The sequence below is a fragment of the Sphingomonas sp. genome (genome assembly GCF_035317925.1).
Taxonomy (GTDB): domain Bacteria; phylum Pseudomonadota; class Alphaproteobacteria; order Sphingomonadales; family Sphingomonadaceae; genus Sphingomonas_I.
Genome location: NZ_DATHFV010000132.1, coordinates 1 through 15,546 on the forward strand (window position 1 = coordinate 1; position 15,546 = coordinate 15,546).

At 65.7% G+C, this 15,546-nt stretch carries 14 protein-coding genes; 6 read left to right on the forward strand and 8 right to left on the reverse strand.

The features are described from left to right. A partial coding sequence (locus tag VK533_RS09755) for an MBL fold metallo-hydrolase (protein ID WP_324376893.1) occupies nucleotides 1–517 on the forward strand: 517 nt, incomplete at its 5' end. 6 nt (nucleotides 518–523) lie between these two features. Here the strand turns inward: VK533_RS09755 and atzF are convergent. From atzF to VK533_RS09795, 8 genes are read right to left on the reverse strand one after another with little or no spacing between them, the layout of a single operon-like run. Continuing rightward, entirely contained in the window at nucleotides 524–2,275 is a 1,752-nt protein-coding gene (gene atzF, locus VK533_RS09760; protein WP_324376895.1) for an allophanate hydrolase, read from the reverse strand. Then, the gene (gene uca / locus VK533_RS09765; protein WP_324376897.1) at nucleotides 2,272–5,868 is read right to left on the reverse strand and encodes an urea carboxylase; all 3,597 of its coding nucleotides are present in this window, start codon (nucleotides 5,866–5,868) and stop codon (nucleotides 2,272–2,274) included. The genes atzF and uca overlap by 4 nt, the downstream gene beginning before the upstream one ends. After that, nucleotides 5,865–6,500 carry an urea amidolyase associated protein UAAP2 gene (locus tag VK533_RS09770; RefSeq protein WP_324376899.1) on the reverse strand — a complete coding sequence of 212 codons (636 nt, stop codon included), beginning with the start codon at nucleotides 6,498–6,500 and terminating at the stop codon, nucleotides 5,865–5,867. Before VK533_RS09770 ends, uca begins: the two co-directional genes overlap by 4 nt. Next, complete coding sequence (locus tag VK533_RS09775; protein WP_324376901.1) at nucleotides 6,500–7,318, reverse strand: urea amidolyase associated protein UAAP1; 819 nt, start codon at nucleotides 7,316–7,318, stop codon at nucleotides 6,500–6,502. Before VK533_RS09775 ends, VK533_RS09770 begins: the two co-directional genes overlap by 1 nt. Beyond that, on the reverse strand, nucleotides 7,315–7,758 hold the full coding sequence (locus VK533_RS09780) for a CopG family ribbon-helix-helix protein (RefSeq protein WP_324376941.1): 444 nt from the start codon (nucleotides 7,756–7,758) through the stop codon (nucleotides 7,315–7,317). The genes VK533_RS09775 and VK533_RS09780 overlap by 4 nt, the downstream gene beginning before the upstream one ends. 35 nt (nucleotides 7,759–7,793) lie before the next feature. Next, a complete protein-coding gene (locus VK533_RS09785; protein ID WP_324376903.1) occupies nucleotides 7,794–8,600 on the reverse strand; it encodes an ATP-binding cassette domain-containing protein in 807 nt (268 codons plus the stop codon). Beyond that, on the reverse strand, nucleotides 8,597–9,412 hold the full coding sequence (locus tag VK533_RS09790; protein ID WP_324376905.1) for an ABC transporter permease: 816 nt from the start codon (nucleotides 9,410–9,412) through the stop codon (nucleotides 8,597–8,599). Before VK533_RS09790 ends, VK533_RS09785 begins: the two co-directional genes overlap by 4 nt. A gap of 11 nt (nucleotides 9,413–9,423) precedes the next feature. Beyond that, on the reverse strand, nucleotides 9,424–10,509 hold the full coding sequence (locus VK533_RS09795; RefSeq protein ID WP_324376907.1) for a putative urea ABC transporter substrate-binding protein: 1,086 nt from the start codon (nucleotides 10,507–10,509) through the stop codon (nucleotides 9,424–9,426). Nucleotides 10,510–10,843: 334 nt separating this feature from the next. Here VK533_RS09795 and VK533_RS09800 point away from each other — a divergent pair, with 334 nt between their 5' ends. From VK533_RS09800 to VK533_RS09820, 5 genes are all read left to right on the forward strand, one after another. After that, entirely contained in the window at nucleotides 10,844–12,406 is a 1,563-nt protein-coding gene (locus tag VK533_RS09800; RefSeq protein WP_324376943.1) for a hybrid sensor histidine kinase/response regulator, read from the forward strand. Continuing rightward, nucleotides 12,396–13,325: a DNA-binding response regulator gene (locus VK533_RS09805; protein WP_324376909.1), complete on the forward strand. Its 930-nt coding sequence runs from the start codon at nucleotides 12,396–12,398 to the stop codon at nucleotides 13,323–13,325. The genes VK533_RS09800 and VK533_RS09805 overlap by 11 nt, the downstream gene beginning before the upstream one ends. A gap of 48 nt (nucleotides 13,326–13,373) precedes the next feature. Further along, nucleotides 13,374–13,793, forward strand: a complete 420-nt coding sequence (locus VK533_RS09810; RefSeq protein WP_324376911.1) for a hypothetical protein — start codon at nucleotides 13,374–13,376, stop codon at nucleotides 13,791–13,793. A gap of 219 nt (nucleotides 13,794–14,012) precedes the next feature. Then, complete coding sequence (locus VK533_RS09815) at nucleotides 14,013–14,345, forward strand: UrcA family protein (RefSeq protein WP_324376913.1); 333 nt, start codon at nucleotides 14,013–14,015, stop codon at nucleotides 14,343–14,345. A 242-nt stretch (nucleotides 14,346–14,587) separates the two neighbouring features. Then, nucleotides 14,588–15,466: a sterol desaturase family protein gene (locus tag VK533_RS09820; protein ID WP_324376915.1), complete on the forward strand. Its 879-nt coding sequence runs from the start codon at nucleotides 14,588–14,590 to the stop codon at nucleotides 15,464–15,466. The last annotated feature ends 80 nt before the right edge of the window (nucleotides 15,467–15,546 follow it).

Sequence of the window (15,546 nt, forward strand, 5' to 3'; positions counted from 1 at the left end):
GTTTCGGGATCGGGCCGATACCGAAATCGTCGGCCTCTCGCCCGAACAAGTCGCGGCATTCTTCCACATCACGGATTGGCCGCGCGGCGAAGCGCGCTTCGATCTCGGCAAGCGCGTTCTCGACATCATCCCGACACCCGGTCACGAGCCGGCGCACATCATGGTCTATGATGCACGCACTAAGCTGCTGTTCTCCGGCGACATGCTCTACCCGGGGAGGCTCTACGTGCCGCTGGACCGGTTCGGCGAATTCCAGGCAAGCGCAGATCGGCTGGCGGCCTTCGCGAAGATCCACAAGATTCGTGCGCTGCTGGGGGCGCATATCGAGATGACCACCAGCCCGGGGCAGGATTATCCGATGCGGGCAGCGACGCACCCGTCCGAACACAAGCTGCCGCTCCCCCCTGCCGCAATCGACGAGTTGAGGAAGGCGGTCGATGAGGCTGGGCCAACGCCACAGATCGATCGGCACGCAGACTTTATCGTCTATCCGCGCCCGCCCAAGCCGCCCGCCTGACGATCTTTATCGCGCTACGTAGGCGCGCCATCCACCGAGATCGGTAATGTCCTCCGCGTTGACGATGGCGCGCGGTTCGGCGACGAACCCCTTGACGAGGCTGCCATCGTCCAGCGTCACGGTGCCGATGGCGAGGGGCGGCGGGACTTCGGCGACGAAGCTGCCGAACGCCGCCATGTCCAGCTCATATATCTCGAGCGCGATCGCCGCGCCGTCGCCGCTATGCACCAGCGCCGGCTTGGGCGGCACGCTGTCCGCCATCGCGTAGAGGCGGTAGGCGGGTGCGGTCTTCGCCGCGCCGACGAAGCGGGCCTCGCGCGAGGTCAGCTGCCAGTGCAGCGGCATGTCCTTGAGATGCGCACCGACGACGGCCAGTTTCACGGTTTCCATCCGTCCCTCCAGGTCAAGCGGCGGCGGGGATGCCGGCGCGGGAAAAAGCACATTTGCGGCCTCGATCAGGGCGCGATCGGTGCCGGCGGGGCCCATCAAGGTCACGCCGAAGCCGACCCCGCTCTGATAGAGGCCGGTCGGGACCGCGATCGCGGCCATGTCGAGCAGGTTCACGAAATTGGTGTAGGCGCCGAGGCTCGCATTGAGCGCGATCGGTGCGGCAAGCATTTCCGCTACGCGATAGGAGGTCGGCGCGGTGGGCAGGACGAGCAGGTCGACGTCCACCCATATCCGCTCGGCTGCCCGGGCGAGCTCGGCAAGCCGGTAGCTGCCTTCGAAAACATCGACCGCGCTGTAGTTTTTGCCCTGCTCAACGATCTCGCGGACGACCGGATGAATCGCGTCCGGATTTTCATCGAGCATCGATTGGAGCGCGGCGGTTCGTTCGGCAACCCAGGGGCCGTCATAAAGCAATCGGGCCGCGTCGTTGAGCGGGGCCATGTCGATCTCAACCAGCTTGGCGCCCAAGCCGTCCAGCGCCGCCTGATATAGGAAGTCGGATTCGATATCGCCGAACCAGCGGCGCTGATCGGCGCGAGGAATGCCGATCCGGTAGGCGGGGCGGGGAGCGTCGGCCATCGACCGCGCAAAGGCATCCTCGGAATCGAAACCGGCGGCGATGGCGTCGACAAGGCCCGCTTCGGCTGCCGTACCAGTAAAGACAGTGATGCAGTCGAGCGTCCGGCAGGCGGGAACGAGGCCGCGGCTGCTCCAGCGGCCGCGCGTCGGTTTGAGGCCGACAAGGTGGTTGAAGGCAGCCGGAACGCGGCCCGATCCGGCGGTGTCGGTGCCAAGCGCGAAGGCGACCAGTCCAGCCGCTACCGCAACTGCGGAGCCCGAACTCGACCCGCCGCTCACCCAGGCGCGATTATAGGCGTTGCGCGGTATGCCGTAGGGACTGCGGGTTCCATTGAGGCCGGTGGCGAACTGGTCGAGATTGGTTTTCCCGACCGGGATCGCCCCGGCGGCGACAAGACGCTCGACCACCGCCGCCGACCGCGCCGGCCGATAGGAGAAAGCCGGGCAGGCAGCCGTCGTGTCCAGGCCGAGAACGTCGATATTGTCCTTGACCGCAAACGGCACGCCGGCCAGCGGCAGCGCTGCGCCTGTGGCGACGCGCGCATCGACCCCGGCGGCGGCGGACCGAAGCGCGTCGGCATCGACGCGAGAGATCCAGACTGCAGGCTGGATCGCGTCGTAGTAAGAAAGGCGCTCCAGCACCTCATCCATGACCTCGACCGCGCTGCGCCGGCGCGACCGCACACCAGCGGCGATCGCGTCGACGGACAGCCGGTCGAGGGCGATCACGCGCGCACCAGCGCCATGACCGGGGTCCCAGGCGAAACCGCCTGCCGTTCCGCGACATAAAGCGCGGCCACCGTTCCGGCGGCTGGACTCAGGACGGGAAATTCCATCTTCATCGCTTCCAGCACGGCGATGGTCTCGCCGGCGGCGACGGTGTCGCCGAGCGCCTTCATCAACTTCCAGACGCTGCCGCCAAAGGGCGCTTCGACCATTTCCGCCCCATCCGGGAGGGTCACGGCGTCGGCGGGTTCGTCGTCCGCTTCTTCCGTCAGGCTCGCGACGCGGTCGAACTCGCCGCGCCGCTCCCAGTCGGCGCGCTCGGCGGCAAAGGCAGCGTTGCGGCTGTTCTCGAACGCGGCGATCGATACCGAATTTTCGGCAAGGAAGGCGCGATAGTCGGCGAGCCGGAACTCGGACTCCTCGATCTTGATGTCGCGCCGGCCGAGCGGGAAGTCGCGGCGCCACTCGGTCAGCTCGTCATGCGTTACCGGGAAAAAGCGGACCTGATCGAAAAAGCGCAGCAGCCAGGGTTTGTCCGAGAAGGGACCGGTCTGGCGGTAGGTGTTCCACACCTGGATGGTGCGGCCGAACAGCTGATAGCCGCCCGGACCTTCCATCCCGTAGATGCACATATAAGCGCCGCCGATCCCGACGACGTTGGGCGGCGTCCAGGTGCGCGCGGGATTATATTTGGTCGTGACCAGCCGGTGGCGCGGGTCGATCGGCGTCGCCACCGGCGCCCCGAGATAGACGTCGCCCAGGCCATAGACGAGGTAACTGGCGTCGAAGATGATCCGGTGGACATCCTCAGCGCTCGCCAATCCGTTCGCGCGGCGGATGAATTCGATATTGTCGGGACACCAGGGCGCATCGTCGCGCACCACCGCCATGTAGCGCTCGATCGTCTGATGAATGGCGGGATCGTCCCAGCTCAGCGGCAGATGCACGATGCGCGACGGGATCGTGAAATCGTTCAAGTCGCCGAGTTGATCTTCGATCGCCGTAAGCCGTTCGAGCAAAGCGGCCTGCTTCAGACGGACACCATCGATATGGACCTGAAAAGACCGGATGCCCGGAACGATGTCGAGGATACCGGGCAGCGACAATGCAGCGAGCGCGGTGGTGGCGGCATGAACCCGCAGGCGCAGTTCGAGATCGAGCGTGATCGGGCCATATTCGACGAGCAGATTGCGATCGCCCTGGCGGCGATAGAGCACGCGCGGGCGGCGGCCGCGCGGCGGCAGCTCGGCGAGAATGGCGTCGTGTCCGCCGACGATCTTGCCCATCGCGGGCAGTGCGGGCCGGCCCTCGATCCAGGCTTCCTCGGCGACGCTCGCCGCCTCTGCCTCGGTCAGACTGACATCCTGGAAGCGGATGCGATCGCCCGGCGCGAGCTGGCCGACCTTCCAGAGGTCCGCCGCGATCACCACGAAGGGGCAGACGAAGCCGCCAAGCGAGGGGCCGTCGGGGCCCAGGATGATCGGCATGTCCCCGGTGAAATCGAGCGCGCCGATCGCATAGGGATTGTCGTGAATGTTGGATGGGTGAAGCCCGGCCTCGCCGCCGTCCTTGCGCGCCCAGTGCGGCTTGGGACCGATCAGGCGGACGCCGGTCCGGTTGCTGTTATAATGGACGCGCCAATCGGCCGACAGGATCGTGTCGATATCTTCGGGTGCGAAGAAATCAGGCGCGCCGTGCGGGCCGTACAGGACGCGGATGGTCCAGTCGGGGCCGAACACCGGCTGTTCGACCGCACGCGGGCCTGGGATCACGGCAGGCGCATGCTGCGTCAGGTGCAGCGTGTCGCCCACGCGAAGCCGGCGTCCGCCATGACCGCCGAATTCGCCGAGATCGAAGGTACTGCCGCTGCCGAGATAAGCGGGAACGTCCAGCCCGCCCGCGAACAGGATATAGCCGCGCATGCCGCCGCCACTGATGCGGCCAAGCGCGAGCACCTGGCCGGCGGTGACGGACACCGGCTTGTTGCGGGGCACCGGCTTGCCATCGAGCGTCGCGTCGAATTCGCCGCCGGTGAGGCAGATGCGGGTCGCGGTGTTGAACTGGAGTGTCGGGCCGGTCGCAGTGACCTCAAGCCCGGGGGCGTCGCCATCGTTGCCGAGCAGCACATTGCCCAGACGAAAGGCACGTGCGTCCATCGGCCCGGACGGCGGCACACCGATATCCCACAGCCCGATCCGGCCCGGATAATCCTGCACGGTTGTCGCCGTGCCGGCCGAACGCACCGATATGCTGTGCGGACGATGCTCGACGCGCTCCAGCGAGCGGGTCGATACGTCGCCCGTGACGAAATCCTCGCTGCGCGTCACGTCGCGCAGCCAGCGCACGTTGGTCTCGATACCGGCGAGCTGGGTCCGGTCCAGCGCCGTCTGCATCGCCGCCACCGCCGCGTCACGATCCTCGCCGCGCACGATCAGTTTGGCGAGCATCGGATCGTAGAAGGACGAGACGGTGGCGCCGCGCTCGACCCAGGTCTCGATGCGCGCGTCGTCGGGAAAGATGACTTCGGTGAGCGTGCCGGCGGCGGGGCGGAAATCCACCACCGGATCCTCCGCATAAATCCGCGCCTGGATCGACCATCCCCGCGGGCTGGGCACGGGCGTATCGAGGAAGGAATAGTCACCGGCCGCGCCGCGCACCATCCATTCGACCAGGTCGACGCCGGTCACTTCCTCGGTGACGCCGTGCTCGACCTGAAGGCGCGTATTGACCTCCAGGAAGAACCAGTCCTGCCGCACGGGATCGTACAGGAATTCGACCGTGCCCGCGGAGCGATAGCGCGCGGCCGTGCCCAGCCGCACCGCGGCCTCGATCAGCGCGGCGCGGACCTGCTCGGGAAGGTGCGGCGCGGGCGCTTCCTCGATCACCTTCTGGTTGCGGCGCTGGAGCGAGCAATCGCGTTCGCCGAGCGCGACGACGCGGCCGGTGCCGTCGCCGAAGATCTGGACCTCGACATGCCGCGCGCGCGGCACGAAGCGTTCGAGGAAGAGGCCGGCATCGCCGAAATTGCCAGCACCGAGCCTTGCCACCGCGGCGTAGCCGTCGCGCACCGCCTGCTCGTCGGCGCAGACACGCATGCCGATGCCGCCGCCGCCGGCCGTAGCCTTGAGCATGACCGGATAGCCGATCCGCTCCGCGGCTTCGACCGCCGCGTCGATATCCGCCAGCAAGCCCGTGCCGGGCGCGAGCGGAACCTGCTCCGCCTCGGCGAGCGTGCGGGCGCTATGCTTCAGGCCGAAGGCGCGAATGCTCTCGGGAGTCGGGCCGATGAAGGCGATGCCGGCGGCCTCGCACGCCTCGGCGAAGGCGGCATTTTCGGACAGGAAGCCGTAGCCGGGGTGGATCGCATCCGCGCCCGTCTCCCGCGCGGCGGCAAGGATGCGCGCGACGTCGAGATAGCTCTCCGCCGCCGGGCCAGGGCCGATCCGGACCGCCACGTCCGCCTCGGCGACATGGCGCGATGCCTCGTCGGCATCGGAGAAGATGGCGACCGAGCGGATGCCCATGCGCCGCAGCGTGCGGATGATCCGACATGCGATCGCACCGCGATTGGCGATCAGAACCGTGCCGAAGCTCATGCGGTGACGATCATGCGGACGGGCGTGGGATTGAAGCCGTTGCAGGGATTGTTGATCTGCGGGCAGTTCGAAACGACGACGGTCACATCCATCTCGGCGCGCAGGTCGACGGTGAGGCCCGGCGCCGAAATGCCATCGACGATGCCGAGCGTTCCGTCGGCCTCGACCGGCACGTTCATGAAGAAATTGACGTTCGAGACGATGTCGCGCTTGCCGCGGCCATCGCGCAGATTGGCCTCGAGGAAATTGTCGACGCAGGCATGCTGGGCCTTGGTGTGATGCCCGTAGCGCAGGCTGTTGGATTCGCACGAACAGGCGCCGCCGATCATGTCGTGATAGTCGACCGAGGTCGCCATGATCGTCATCATCGGCCGCCCTTCGTTGGAGAGCAGCACGCTGCCGCTGCGCAGGAAGATATTGGCCTGGGCCGCGATCGTGTCCTGCGCGCTGAAGCGTTCGGCATCGCCGGCGGTGGCGTAGAGCAGGAAGTCGACCGCCTGATTGCCTTCCAGATCGACCACCCGGAGCGTTTCCCCGGCCTTGACCCGATGCAGCCAGGGCGCACGGGCCGGCACGATTTCGTCGTGGATCACCTGGCCGGTCAGGCCTTCGAAATGCGGGTTCTGGCTCATCAGCGGCGGTACAGATCTTCGGTGTTGAGGAAGGCACGAAGCCGCTCGGGCGCCGCGGTGCGGATCGGGTCGTCTTCGGTGGTGACCGGGCCGCGCCAGGCGGTGGCACGTAACGGGGTCACGCTCCACGGACGCGGATCGAGCACGTGCGGGCAATTGGCGATGACCAGGATCAGGTCCATTTCTGCCCGCAGGACCAGTGAGCGGCCGGGCGCGAACGGGCCCAGATGCGCCGTCACGCTGCCGTCCTTGCCGATCCGCACGCCCTTGAAAAGGTTGATGCAGGGATGGACATCGCGGCGGCCCAGCCCGTGTTTGGCCGCGCCCAGCAACAGGCGGTCGCGCGCATTGGGATAGGCGCCCGAGTTGCTGCCGTCGCCATAATGGCGGCGGTTGGAGGCTTCGTTCGACGCCCCGCAAAAGGCGTCGTGCGTGGCCGCTCCATCCTGCTCGATGCTGGCGAGCACGCGGCCCATGTCGGAGAGCAGCAGGCTGCCGGCGGAGGGATAAGCGTCCCACTGGACCTTGACCGTGTCGGCGATGTTGAGCCGCTCGGCCGGCATCGCGGCATTGAAGACCAGCAACGACGCGCAGGCATCGCCCTTCAGGTCGATCAGCCGCAGCCGGCTGCCCCGAGCCAAAGCGCGGGAGGCGTAACCGCCCGCGGCGATCGTCTCCTCCCACAGCAGGTCGTCCGATGCTACCTCCGCCGGCAGGTCATCGGCCTGGGGCGGCAGGATCGGCATCGCCTCGACGACGGTGCCGCCCATCGCACGGGCATGCTCGCGCGCGGCGTTGGGATCGGCAAGCGCACTCATGCGGCCTTGCTCCCCGGATGCGGCCAGGTCTGATCCTGCTCGTGAAGCGGAGGCAGAAGCGCGGTGGTGGTGAAGAGCCTGAGCTGCTGCACACCGCGCACCTTGCGCAGCGCATCGCAGAGCTCGCTCAGCCGCCGCGCGGGGCCCTGCACCAGCAGCACCTCAAGCGACTGGTCGTCTTCGAGGAAGACGTGCTGCGAGGAGATGACTTCCTTGAGATATTCGCCCTGTGTCTGGGCGAGCTGGTGCCGCACGCGGCCCATGTCGCCGCGATAGACCAGGGTGATGGTACCGGCGAGCATATCCTCGGGGCGCAATGCCGCCCCGTGCTCCGCCAGCTCGTCGCGGATCAGCTCCGCGATCAGCTGCGAACGGGAGGGCAGGCCGCGCTCCTCCACCATCGTGTCGAGCTGGCGGGAGAGCTCCGCCGGGAGACTCATGCTGAGCCTGGCGAGGTTGGAGGGGGGAGTATCCTTCACAGCGAATCCTCTGTGTTGGTTATTACCAATTCTGTCAATCGTAATACTTCGCTCTCGAGGTCGACGGCATCCGGGGGTGCTTTCCGCGTCAGATGCAGGTCGTAAACCGCAGTCGCGCCGAAGCGGTGCGGCGCGTGCGGATCGACGCGGCGCTTGTCGAAGGCCAGCACGCGCGTGCCGAGGCCAAAGGCTTCCGTGATGTCGTGGGTGACCATCAGCACGGTGAGCGCATGCTGCCGCCACAGCCCGAGAATCAGGCGGTGCATGTCCTGCCGGATGCCGGGATCGAGCGCGCCGAACGGCTCGTCGAGCAAGAGCACGCGCGGCCGGGCCATCAGCGCCTGCGCGATGGCGAGCCGTTGCTGCATGCCGCCGGAAAGCTGGGCAGGGTACACATGAAGCGCATCGCCGAGTCCGACCTCGACCAGCATCGCCTCCGCCTCCTCGGCGGCGGCGCGCCGGGCGGCGCCGAACAGGCGGGCGGTGAAAGGCGCGCTGGTGCATTCCCGCCCGAACATCACGTTGCGGAGCGCGGTCAGGTGCGGGAACACCGAGTAACGCTGAAAGACCACGCCGCGATCGGGCCCGCATTCGGGACGCAGGGCCTTGCCGTCGAGCAGGATACGACCGCGGGTCGGCGCTTCCTGGCCCAGCACAAGTCTGAGGAAGCTGCTCTTGCCCGCGCCCGACGGGCCGACGATCGAAACGAAGCTGCGTTCGGCGATGCCGAGATCGACGCGTTCGAGCACGATCTTTTCGCCATATTCCAGCCAGACGTTTTCGAAGGTGAGAAGCTCGCTCATCGGCTGGTCTGATGCGCCCACACGAAGGCGCGCCGGCTCAGCTGGGCAAGGGCCACATCCATCAGGATCGCGAGGAGCGAAATCCACGCGACGTAGGGGATGATGATGTCCATCGAGAGGTAGCGCCGGACCAGGAAGATCCGATAGCCAAGCCCGATATCGGAGGCGATGGCCTCGGCCGAGATGAGGTAGACCCAGGCCGGACCAAGCGACAGGCGCAGGCCAGCGATAAGGCGGGGCAGCGCCTGCGGCAGCGCGACGCGGAGCGCGAGCTGCCAGCTGCTGGCGCCCAGCGTTTGCGCCTTGATGAGCTGTTCCTGCGGAAGCGCCGCCACATGATCGGCGAGGTCGCGGATCATGAAGGGGGTGACACCGATCACGATCAGCGCGACCTTCGCGGCCTCGCCGAGGCCGAAAACGATGAAGAGGACCGGCAGGAGCGCGATCGGCGGTATCACCGCGACGGTCGTGACCAACGCGCCGAAAGACGCGCGCGCCGCCGGCAATATGCCCAGCACCATGCCGACCAGCAGCGCGGACAGGGTGCATATGCCAAGCCCAAGCCCGAGCCGCTCGAGGCTGGCCAAAGTGTCCGCCCAGAAGATCAGCCGGCCGCTAAGCGGATCCGCGTCCACCAGCAGGCTGTGCATGGCGGTGGCCATTGCCGCGGGCGTCGGCAGTATCTTGTCCGACGGGTTGGCCGCGTGCCGGGCGGCCGAGGCGAAGAGATAAGCCACGACAACCAGCAGCAGCGGCAGCGCACCCAGCAGAACTGAATTGCGCCGGCTCGGCCTGACGTTCACCCAGCGCATCGCGGGCGGCCTCAGAGCTTGCCCGCCGCGGCCTGCTCCATGAAGGTCGGGTCGAAGCGCAGCTTCACATTCTTGGTATCGCCAAGCGTCTTCCCGCCCGGCAGGCCGATGCCGACCGCGTCCGCCGATTTCGCGCCCTGGCCGAACAGGCCCTTGGCGAAGCTGAAGTCGCGCACCTTGACCATCGTGTCGGCAAGGGCGGGCGATTTGAGCGCGGCCACGGCATCTTGCGGCGTCGCGTAGAGGTGGGTGGTGGTGAGCTGCGCGTCGAACGCCTGCGGGCTCGATCCGGCCATCTTCGCCATCGCGGCGCGGGCGGCGGCGCCCGCCGCATCCTTGCGCTGCATCAGCGTGATCGTTTCATACCAGATGCCGGCCAGCGCCTTGCCGAGATTCGGGTTGGCCTTGAGCGTCGCCGTATCGACCGCCAGCAGATCGAGGATTTCCGCGGGTATCTGGTGCGAATCGAACACCAGCTTCGCGTTGGGTACCTTTGCGAGCTCGGTCAGCTGCGGGTTCCAGGTGACCGCGGCGGTCGCGGCGGGGTTAGCGAAGGCGCCGACGATGTCGGCGTCCGACGTGTTCACCGTCTTCACATCGGAGAGCTGCAGCCCGACCGAGGAGAGTCCGCGCGCGAGCAGGTAATGCGAAACCGACAACTCGACGAGGTAGACGGTACGCCCCTTGATGTCGGCCAGGCTCTTGGCGTTCTTGAGGACGATGCCGTCATTGCCGTCCGAATAATCGCCGAGAATGATCGCGCTCGTGTCCTTGCCGCCAGCTGCGGGGATAGTCAGCGCGTCCATGTTGGTCACGGTGACGCCGTCGATCTTGCCGGCGTTGAACTGGTTCACGGATTCGACATAGTCGTTGACCTGAACGAAATTGATTTTGACGCCGTATTTGTCCGCCCACTTCTTCACGATGCCGGCTTGCTGGGCATAGGGCCATGGCATCCAGCCGGCGTAGATCGACCATCCGATCGTAAAGTCGGTGCGCTTCTCGGGGGCGTGTTGTGCGCCGCCGCTACAGGAGGCGGTAAGAAGCAACGCCATAGCCGCAATCGTGAGACGCGTTTTGGACAGCCAGCTTACCATACTCACCCCCGTAGATTGCATTCCGCGAGTCGAAAGCCACGGAATTCCGCGATGCATCAATGCATGGGATATTACGTTTGATCAATCCAGTAATAAATTATATGAAATGTGGCCATGACGCGTGTGATCCCATTTTCCGATGCTGCAATGCGTCATTTGGGCACTATCCAAGCTGCCGTTTCGCGCTGGCCGACTCGCGCATCGGACCTTGCGATGAAACATGCAGGCAGGTCGCCGCTTCGATTGAGGGACGGGCTGGGATCAAGCGGATTCCCGCCGTCCGCTCTGCCCGATCGCGAAGCCTATCGGTGCTGCGGGTGAAGAGGGCCGCTTGGTGACCGCGAACGCGCTCCGGGTGGTGCTCGTGATAGTGCCGGTCGCCATCGTCGCCGGTATCTTTTCCTGGCTGCTGGCCCTGGCGCGCAACAGCCGCCGCACCGCGGAGGAAGAGAATCGCCGCCAGACCGAGATGCTGCAGGAAGAAATAGCCGCGCACACGGCGACCCACGCCGCCTTGCAGCGGGCAAAGGAGGCCGCCGAATCCGCCAATGCCGCCAAGACTCGATATCTGGTTGCGGTGAGTCACGAGATCCGTTCGCCCCTCAACGCGATCTACGGCTATGCGCAATTGCTCGAGCGCGAAGGCGCGATGCCGCCGGCCGAAGCGGGAGGCGTGATCCGGCGGTCCGCGGAGCATCTCACCAACCTGGTCGAGGGGCTGCTGGACATTTCGCGCGTCGAAAGCGGGGTGCTCAAACTCCGGCAGGATATCGTGCGGCTGCCCGCCCTCCTCGATCATATCGTGGACATGTTCCGCATGCAGGCGGCAGCGAAGGGGCTTGCGCTGGATTATGTCATCGAAAGCCGGCTTCCACCGTTCGTTCGAACCGACGAGAAAAGATTGCGGCAGATCCTGATCAACCTGCTGTCCAACGCCATCAAATATACGGAGCGGGGCGGCGCCACGCTGACGGTGCGATACCGCAGCCAGATGGCGCTGATCGAAGTCAAGGACACCGGCATCGGCATTGCGCCTGAGGATATCGGAAGGATTTTCGAGCCGTTCGAGCGCGGCAGTTCACCTGACGCCGCGATGCAGCCGGGAATCGGGCTTGGCCTGGCGATCACGCGCGTGCTCACAGGCATATTGGGCGGCGAAGTGACCGCGACCAGCGAACTGGGCCGCGGCAGCAGCTTCCAGCTTCGTATCCTGTTGCCCGAACCGATGGCCCCGCCTGCGAGTGCTGCGGCTTATGATCGCGTCACCGGCTATCGGGGCGCGCGGAAAACGATTTTGGTGATCGACGACAATTCCGCCCAGATCACGGTCGTGCAGCATTTGCTGCGCCCGCTCGACTTCGCCGTGTTCGCGGCGACCGGCGGCGCGGAGGGCCTGGCGCTGGCGGCGCGCTGCTCACCCGATCTGGTGCTGCTCGACATCCAGATGCCGGGAAGCAACGGATGGGAGGTCGCGGCGCAATTGCGGGCGACCCTCGGGCCGCGGCTGCAGATCGTGATGGTTTCCGCCAATGCCCACGAATTCAAGGCCGGGGGCGACGGCGGCTCCAACCATGACGCCTTCATTTCGAAGCCGGTCGATCTCGACGCTTTGCTCGACACGATCGGCCGCCAGCTCGACCTGAGCTGGGTCGTCACCGCCGACGAGGCCGCAAGCCGAGAGACAAGCATCCCGGGCAAGCTGCCCGAGGCGGCGGCCCCCTTCCTCACGAACCTGAGGCACTATATCAAGGTGGGGCATGTTCGCGCGATCGGAATGGTCCTGACCGATCTGGAAGCCGAGATACCGGAAAGCGCCGGCGCGGTCGCGGAGATGCGGCGGCACCTTGGCGACTTCGATCTGCGCGCACTGACCAGGGCGATCGACAATGTCGGATAAGGCGATCGGCAGCGGCGCGGGGGCGACGATCCTGGTGGTCGACGACACGCCTGAATCGCTGCGCTTTCTAAACAGCACGCTCGAACAGGCCGGCATGACCGTCCTTATCGCCGTGGACGGGCTCGCCGCGCTTGACCTGCTGGAGCATGTCACGCCCGACCTGATCCTGATGGATGCGGTGATGCCGGGGCTCGACGGCTTCAAGACGACGCGGCGGATCAAGGCGGACGGCCGGTTTCGCAATCTGCCGGTGATTTTCATGACCGGCCTGACCGAGACCGAGCATGTCGTGCATGGGCTGGAGGCGGGCGCGGTCGACTATGTGCACAAGCCGATCGTCGTGGACGAGTTGCTCGCGCGCGTGTCGGTTCACCTTGCCAATGCCCGCATCTCGCAAGGCAGCCAGCTCGCGCTCGATACCGCCGGCAGGCCATCCTTCGCGGTTGAGGATGACGGGACGACCGGTTGGCTGACGCCGCTTGCGGCCGCGACGATCGAACGCCTGTTTCCGGGCTGGACGCCTCGTGAGGTCCGGTTGCCGGAGCCGCTCGCCGCAACGATCAAACGCCTGCAAGGGCCCGATGTGCCCGCCGGCGCGCAAGCGTCGATCCAGATCGGCGACAGCGTCGTCGAATGCACCTTCCTGCGCCACACAAGCGGCAGGGAATGGCTTTTCAGGCTGACCGAGAAACGCGAGGGGGATGCCGAGCGCATTCTCGCCGAGCGCCATGGCCTCACCTCGCGGGAGGCGGAGGTGCTGGTCTGGATAAGCCGCGGTAAGCAGAATCGGGAGATCAGCGAGATTCTGCAGATCAGCCCGCGCACGGTGAACAAGCATCTGGAACAGGTGTTCGAGAAAATGGGCGTAGAAAATCGCGCCTCCGCGACCGCGATCGCAGTCGCCACGCTCGCGCAGTAGAAACGGAGGCGTCGCCGCCCGCGCCGCAGCCGCTACGTCAAACGCCCCATGGAAGCCGAGGCCAAGGTCGATCAGCCTTGTCCCATGGTAACGATTTTTCGAAGCGCGGGCGTCTGGATCGCCCTGGCGGCTACAACCGCGGCGGCGCCGGCGAATGCACATCCCGCAACCGTCCACGTGATCAGCTGCGACGCTGGGAGTTGCGTGCTGGTTCGCGGCCATCGCAGCACATCGGAAGCCGTCATCCGGATAAACGATCGCGTGGTCGAGGCGGAAGGCGGCCGTTCGTGGCAGGTGCGGCTGCCGGTGGCGACTGTGCAAGATTGGTCGGCACCCTTCGCCCGCACCCTTCGGGTTTCGATCGCCGATGCGGCGCGATCGACCGAACGGACCGAGGCCGTACGGCTGCCGGTCGGGCTACTCGGGCACAATCTGGAACTCGCTTCTCTGGTAGTACGTCCCCGATGAAGCGTAATAACATTCAGGAGTATTACTCGAACGAAATCATGTAACAACTGATATTCTTTTAAACCAACGCCAACTGGCCGTTGCAAATCTTGCACTTCGCTCGATGAAGTGTGGATTTTTTGTGTTGTCTTGTGTTTTAGGGTTGTTGTTCCTTCTCCGCGCGCCTAGATGGCGCTCAGCCGCACAGAAGACGGCGGAAGATGTTCGTAGGAGAAGGTTATGAAGATCGGCATTGCGGCCCTTGCCGCCATCTCGCTTGGTTCGGCTGCTTTCGCCAGCACCACCGACAATCCTTTCGGCAAGGACAGCGCCGTCCTTTCGCTCAGCGGGCTCGATCTCGCGACCGCCGACGGCCAGCAGCGCCTGGCCATTCGTGTCGATCAGGCGGCGCGCGCAGTGTGCGGCGAAAGCCTCGCGACAGTGCATGCCGATCTTGAGGCAAGCGCACGCGCCTGCCGCGCGGATGTGGCCGACCAGGTTCGTACCAAGATCGAGGCGCGGACGGCCGACGCTTCGCGCGGCAGCTCCATCCAGCTCGCGTCGCTCCGCTAAGTCCACCTTCCGGCGTGCGATCGTCCTGACCCGGTGCGTCCCTAGCCGACGCCCCGGGCGGGCGATCCAGCCTTTCCCTGTTCCCGAACGCGAATAACGGGACGCGGCGTCCGGCGGTCGTTCCCGCGCCGATGACCCGCGCTTCCGCGTACTAGCGGGCCGGCCCTACGTCATTCGAACACCTGTGCCCGCGGCGCATCCGCCTTACTCTGCGGAGCAGTCGTGACCGGGGCGAGAATGAAATGAAGAAGACCATCTTCAACCTGTTGCCGCCCATGACCATTGCCGTGGTCATCCTGTTCTGGGCATTCGGCCCGGCAGCCTTGCTCAAGAATGGCTGGACGATCGTGGTGACGTCGGCGGTCATTACGGCGTTCGTGCAAGGGCTTGAGTGGCTCAACGAGCGGCATACCGGCTGGCGCCTCGACAGGCGCGAATTCTTCACGGACCTGTTCTATGTGGTCCTGGGTGCAAGCGCCATTGCCTGGGTCACCAACAAGTTGGCCGAGGAGCCCCTGAAAGCGGCCAAGCACTCCCTCGGCGTTTCCACCGAATGGGCGATGCACATGCCGTTCCTGGCACAGGTCGCCCTGGTCGTTTTCCTGGTCGAGTTCGGGCAATATTGGATGCATCGCCTGATGCATAACTGGACGCCGTTCTGGCTGACTCACGCGCCGCATCATCACATCACCCAGCTGAATGCGATGAAGGGTGCGGTCGGCAATCCGCTCGAACTGTTCCTGATCAGTCTGAGCGTGGTGGCGCTGTTCGATCTGCCGGAAGCCGCGGAATTCTGCGCCTTCAATATCCTGACCGTAATCTCCACCTTCGCCCATGCGAACGTACGGTCCGATCCGCCCAAATGGTATTCCTTCTTCTTCACGACGATCCAGCACCACAGCCTGCACCATTCGGTGGTCTATGAGGATACGCGCTGCAATTACGGCAATTCGCTGATCCTGCTGGACCGCATCTTCGGCACCTTTCGCGCCGGTGAATCGGCGATCGTCGGCCAGGATGACCGCAAGCGGCTTTCGATCTGGGAGCAGTTCATCTTCCCGGCCCGGCCGGTGATCGAGAAGATCAAGGCGCGCCAGGCCACGCAGGTCGAGGCCGCCTGATCCGGGCTGGCGCGCTCGGGCGTCGTTCTAAATAGAGATTCTCGCGAGGGGCGCCTTTCTACGGGAGGGGCCCCGAAATG

Bases quoted from the DNA above. Each gene is read 5' to 3' on its own strand.
- uca (WP_324376897.1), bottom strand. From the start codon at position 5,868: ATGAGCTTCGGCACGGTTCTGATCGCCAATCGCGGTGCGATCGCATGT.
- VK533_RS09770 (WP_324376899.1), bottom strand. From the start codon at position 6,500: ATGAGCCAGAACCCGCATTTCGAAGGCCTGACCGGCCAGGTGATCCAC.
- VK533_RS09775 (WP_324376901.1), bottom strand. From the start codon at position 7,318: ATGAGTGCGCTTGCCGATCCCAACGCCGCGCGCGAGCATGCCCGTGCG.
- VK533_RS09780 (WP_324376941.1), bottom strand. From the start codon at position 7,758: ATGAGTCTCCCGGCGGAGCTCTCCCGCCAGCTCGACACGATGGTGGAG.
- VK533_RS09785 (WP_324376903.1), bottom strand. From the start codon at position 8,600: ATGAGCGAGCTTCTCACCTTCGAAAACGTCTGGCTGGAATATGGCGAA.
- VK533_RS09790 (WP_324376905.1), bottom strand. From the start codon at position 9,412: ATGCGCTGGGTGAACGTCAGGCCGAGCCGGCGCAATTCAGTTCTGCTG.
- VK533_RS09795 (WP_324376907.1), bottom strand. From the start codon at position 10,509: ATGGTAAGCTGGCTGTCCAAAACGCGTCTCACGATTGCGGCTATGGCG.
- VK533_RS09805 (WP_324376909.1), top strand. From the start codon at position 12,396: ATGTCGGATAAGGCGATCGGCAGCGGCGCGGGGGCGACGATCCTGGTG.
- VK533_RS09810 (WP_324376911.1), top strand. From the start codon at position 13,374: ATGGAAGCCGAGGCCAAGGTCGATCAGCCTTGTCCCATGGTAACGATT.
- VK533_RS09815 (WP_324376913.1), top strand. From the start codon at position 14,013: ATGAAGATCGGCATTGCGGCCCTTGCCGCCATCTCGCTTGGTTCGGCT.
- VK533_RS09820 (WP_324376915.1), top strand. From the start codon at position 14,588: ATGAAGAAGACCATCTTCAACCTGTTGCCGCCCATGACCATTGCCGTG.